The sequence below is a fragment of the Synechococcus sp. R3-13 genome (genome assembly GCF_047462195.1).
Classification (GTDB): Bacteria; Cyanobacteriota; Cyanobacteriia; order Thermostichales; family Thermostichaceae; genus Thermostichus.
The window spans coordinates 1-4,658 of record NZ_JANSIO010000265.1 but is presented as its reverse complement, the minus strand read 5'-3'; the positions used below and the strand labels follow the sequence as shown (position 1 = coordinate 4,658).

Below are 4,658 nucleotides of genomic sequence, written 5' to 3'. Positions count from 1 at the left end.
GAGCTTATTATTGACTAGAGTCATGCTCTTCTGGGGAAATTTCTTGATCGGCCATGACGGCATTGAGGATCTGCTGTTGTTCAGCGCGAGTTAAGACCTTATCTGCCAAAGCCCGGTTAATCAAAGCTCTGGGCTCAGACGGTTGAGAGGGTTCCACCGTTTTTCTCCTAGCGCTGGAGGGCAAGGGGTCCCATAATGGGGTTCTGGATCCCAGAAGCAATGGACAGCGGCCCACCACCCAGTATAACGGTACGGCTGTGGAAACCCAGGTATCCTCAAAAGACCAGAGATCCCAACCTGTGGGGGTGATTGGCGGCGGGCAGTTGGCGCAGATGTTGGCCTTGGCAGCTCGCCAGATGGGGATCCCGCTGGTGGTGCAGGCTGCTGCTCCCACCGATCCGGCGGTGGCAGTGGCCGATGGGGTGGTTTGGGGATCCACAGCCGACAGCCAGGCCACGGCCCAGTTGTTGGAGCGCTGCCCGGTGGTTACTTTTGAAAACGAGTTTATCCCTCTGCCGGAGCTGAAAAAACTGGATCCGGAGGGATCCCGCTTTCGTCCCAGCCTCAGCACGCTGGAGCCGCTGCTGGACAAGTTGCACCAACGGCAGTTTCTGGCGCGGTTGGGGTTGCCGGTGCCGACTTTTTTTCCGCTGGAGGCGGTGTTGGATTCGGCAGACCTGGCTGGACTGGGCTTTCCGGTGGTGCTCAAGCGACGGCGGCAGGGCTACGATGGGCAGGGCACCCGCATCTTGCACGAGCGAGCGGCTTTGCAGCAGGCCCTTAGCCAATCTGAGGGGATCCCGCTATTGCTGGAGGAATGGATCCCGTTCGAGCGGGAGCTGGCGGTGATGGTAGCGCGGGGGCTGAAGGGAGAGATCCGGGTTTATCCGGTGGTGGAAACTGTGCAGATCGAGCAAATCTGCCGCCATGTCCTGGTGCCTGCCCGCATCCCCCCAACCACCGAGGCCGAGATCCGGCGCTTGGCAGCCGATCTGATGGAAAAATTGGGTGCAGTTGGCGTGTTCGGCATCGAGCTGTTTTGGGTGCCGCCCCCCCATCCCAAGGCCGGGATCTGGATCAACGAAATCTCGCCGCGGGTCCACAATTCCGGCCACTACACCCTGGAAGCCTGCCACACCTCACAATTCGAGCAACACCTGCGGGCCATCCTCGGCCTGCCCTTGGGGGATCCCTCCCTCAAGTGTGGGGGGGCAGTGATGGTCAATCTCTTGGGCTATGAGCATGCCACCGGCGATTACCCAGAAAAGCGGCAGCGCCTGGCCCAGCTCCCCAATGCCACGGTGCATTGGTACCACAAAACTCCTGCCCGCCCAGGGCGAAAACTGGGCCATGTAACCGTCTGTCTGCCGACTGCTCCCTCTCCTTTCGAAGCAGCAGCCCTTGTCCGCACCCTCGAATCCCTCTGGTACCCCCAGCCATGAGTCAAGCGCAGGATCCCTCATTTTCTCCAGCCACACAAGCCCTGATCCAGGCGATGCAACGGCGGGATGTGCCCGCGGTAGCTCAGCAGGTGAACGGCTTGTCCCCTCAAGAGCGCCCTGCTGTGTTGACCCCTGCCCTCCAATACCTGGCCGAGGTGGATCCCGCCAGCGCCCAGTGGTTTGTTCGCCACCTCATGGCCCCTGCGGTCAAAGCGCAACTGCGAGAAGGGATCCTCAAAGCCGCCCAAGACTACCTACAGGAAGCCGGCTTCACCGAAGGGATCGACTACGAACTCAAGCCTGTTCGCGAAAGCGGTGCGGAGCACCATCCCCAATCGGGGGGCAACATCTTGAGCATCAGCCGCAGAGCCTTGCCCTACGCGGCTCCCGATGACGATCCCTTGGGGCAGTTGTTGTTGGCGGAATTCTGCGAATTGCGAGACTAGGCCACCATGAGCGGTACGAGTTATCGGCTGCAGCTGTTGGACATCACTGCCCTGCCCCAACTGCTGGAGCTGGATCGACGGTGTTACGGAGGATACTGGGGAGAACAGGGATATCGAGCGGAGCTGGAACGACCCACAAGCACGGTGATTGGTGTAGTGGCGGAACCCGTTGCCGTTGGCGCCCCGTGTGGCTTGGGCCGAGCCGAGTTTCCCCTTCCCTCTCCAAACCCCACTTCGCCGACGCAGACGACAAAAGAGCTGGTGGGCTTCGGCATTCTCTGGCGCATTGAAGAAGAAGCGCATATCATCTCCTTGGCGGTGGATCCCGAGCACCGGCAACAGGGCTTGGGCCGGCGGATTCTGGAAGAACTGCTGAACCAAGCGAGAGCAGCAGGCTGCCGCTGGGCCACTCTGGAGGTAAAGGCTTCCAATCAAGCGGCAATCCGCCTGTACGAATCGGCAGGGTTTCAACGGCTGGGACGTCGCAAGGGGTATTACAACGGAGAAGATGCGCTGGTGTATTGGAAGAAACCGATTTAGAAGGCTATCAATTGTAAATTGAAGAACTGCAAACGTATTTCGGGATACACCCTAGGTCAGACAGTGAGCAAGCCAATAGGCTAAGCATATCAAGGCTACAGGGGATCCAACCCATTGACCGAGTGTCGATTGCCCGTTTGATTCTTTATATAGGTCATCAAAATGCTCTCATTCTGTGGATGCAAACTGCCCGCTACAGTTCCTCCCAGCAACACTGACTCTAGCCAATGCAGCCGCATCCATCGCACAACAGAGATCCTGACTTAATCTACAAAGCTCCTGCTCGGTGGGGAAAAGCTATAGCCTGCGGTATCAACAACTTGAATTCGATCCTTGCCGTTCGATGGCCCATCGGAGCTTTGACTGATGGCTGGAGCCCTTGGGTTAATAGAATGTGAAGTTTTATTTCGAGATCCGACATTTCTGCCTCAATATATATTTCTCATATCATATTCCCCCTTTGGCCAACTTGCCTGAAAAAACACTTCAGGCTAACCTACACTTGTTATCTGTCCATCCTGAGCATTTTCAAGCTGTGAGGATCATTATGGACACCTCTGGAAACACCATTGGAGATGAGGCCATCTCTTTTGTCGTCAGTCTTTGGTCTAGGCTTATCGATTTTATGCCCAATCTCCTTGCGGCGATTGTCATCTTAATTCTGGGTTGGATAGTGGCCACGGCAGTAGCCTTCGGCGTTAGAGGACTGCTCAAAAGGACGCAACTGGACAATCGCTTGGCTGCTTGGATTTTGGGCCAAAAGCCCGGCGAGAAGCTGCCCCAAACGGAGCGCTGGGTGGCCGCTGCCGTCTACTGGGTGATTCTTGCTTTTGTGTTGGTGGCGGTACTGAATGCCCTGCAGCTTCAAGCTGTCTCCGATCCGCTCAACAGGTTTTTGGGGGAAATCTTCGTTTATCTGCCACGGGTGGGTGGGGCGCTGGTGCTGCTGGCTGTGGGCTGGGTGGTGGCCACTGTTGCTCGGCTGGCGGTCATCCAGGGGCTGCGGCGTTTCAACCTCGATGAGCAGTTGGCCCGGCCTCTGCAACAGGAAAGCGCTGCCGGTGAGGCAGGCGTAGAAGGAACCCCGACCGGCCAAGAGGGAGGTGCAGAGGTCACCCCTTTTCTACTGAATGAAACTTTGGGCAATGCCCTTTACTGGCTGATTCTGCTGTTCTTTCTGCCGATCATCCTGGATACCCTGAACCTGCAGGGGCCGCTGCAGCCGGTGCAAAACCTGCTGGATCAGTTGCTGTCGATGGTGCCGCGGATTTTGGGAGCGCTGATCATCGGTGCAGTGGGCTGGTTTTTGGCCCGCATCGTGCGTGGGATCGTCTCCAATTTGTTGGTGGCAGCAGGGGCAAATCGGTTGGGGGCACGCTTTGGCGTTCCCCAGTTGGCCCAGATCGTCGGGACGGTGGTGTATGTCTTGGTGTTGATCCCGGCGGTGATTGCGGCGCTGAATGCCTTGGAAATTCGGGCCATCTCCGATCCGGCGGTGGCGATGCTGGAGCAGGTGTTGCGGGCCATTCCCATGATCGCGGGATCCGCTTTGATCCTGGCCGTCTTTTACTTGCTGGGGCAATTTTTGGCCAGCTTGGTAACCCAGTTGCTGCAGGCGGTGGGTTTTGACCGTCTGGTCGCGGGGCTGGGCTTGCCCCTGGCCGCTGCTCCTGAGCCTGAAGGGGATCCCGCTGCCAAACGTCGCACTCCCTCCGAGATCGCCGGCTTGGTGGTCTGGGTAGGCGTGGTCTTGTTTGGGGCGGTGCCGGCAGTGGAGTTGCTGCAGTTTGCCGCCCTAACCGACATTGTGCAGGGGCTGTTGCTGATTTCCGGTCGGGTGCTCATCGGCGCCCTGGTGTTTGGGATCGGTCTTTATTTGGCCAATTTGGCCCACTCTATGATCAAGAGCTTGGGTAGCCCTTCCTCAGGGGTACTGGCCCAGGCGGCGCGGGTGGCTATCTTGGTTTTTGTTGGCGCCATGGCCCTGCAGCAGATGGGCGTGGCCACCGACATTGTGGTGTTGGCTTTTGGTCTGGTTCTGGGGGCGATTGCCGTGGCGGTGGCGTTGGCTTTTGGGTTGGGAGGTCGCGATGTAGCTGCCGAGCAGATCCGGCAATGGCTCAAGAGAGAGTGAGAGCAGGTTTTGTCAAGAGAGAGTGAGAGCAGGTTTTGTAGATATCGCCAAGGGGGACTTTGGTAGAATCACTCGGCTGTGCTACCACCTAGACGA

The 4,658-nt window shown here is 58.1% G+C and carries 4 protein-coding genes; all 4 read left to right on the top strand.

Going from position 1 to position 4,658, the window contains the following annotated elements; genetic code table 11:
* Positions 1-299 precede the first annotated feature (299 nt).
* Positions 300-1,442: a 5-(carboxyamino)imidazole ribonucleotide synthase gene (locus NW856_RS08375; RefSeq protein ID WP_414399808.1), complete on the top strand. Its 1,143-nt coding sequence runs from the start codon at positions 300-302 to the stop codon at positions 1,440-1,442.
* Positions 1,439-1,888 carry a hypothetical protein gene (locus tag NW856_RS08370; protein WP_414329467.1) on the top strand — a complete coding sequence of 150 codons (450 nt, stop codon included), beginning with the start codon at positions 1,439-1,441 and terminating at the stop codon, positions 1,886-1,888. The genes NW856_RS08375 and NW856_RS08370 overlap by 4 nt, the downstream gene beginning before the upstream one ends.
* A 6-nt stretch (positions 1,889-1,894) precedes the next feature.
* The gene (gene rimI, locus NW856_RS08365) at positions 1,895-2,428 is read left to right on the top strand and encodes a ribosomal protein S18-alanine N-acetyltransferase (protein ID WP_414399807.1); all 534 of its coding nucleotides are present in this window, start codon (positions 1,895-1,897) and stop codon (positions 2,426-2,428) included.
* A 547-nt stretch (positions 2,429-2,975) separates the two neighbouring features.
* On the top strand, positions 2,976-4,562 hold the full coding sequence (locus NW856_RS08360; RefSeq protein ID WP_414399806.1) for a mechanosensitive ion channel: 1,587 nt from the start codon (positions 2,976-2,978) through the stop codon (positions 4,560-4,562).
* Positions 4,563-4,658: the final 96 nt, after the last annotated feature.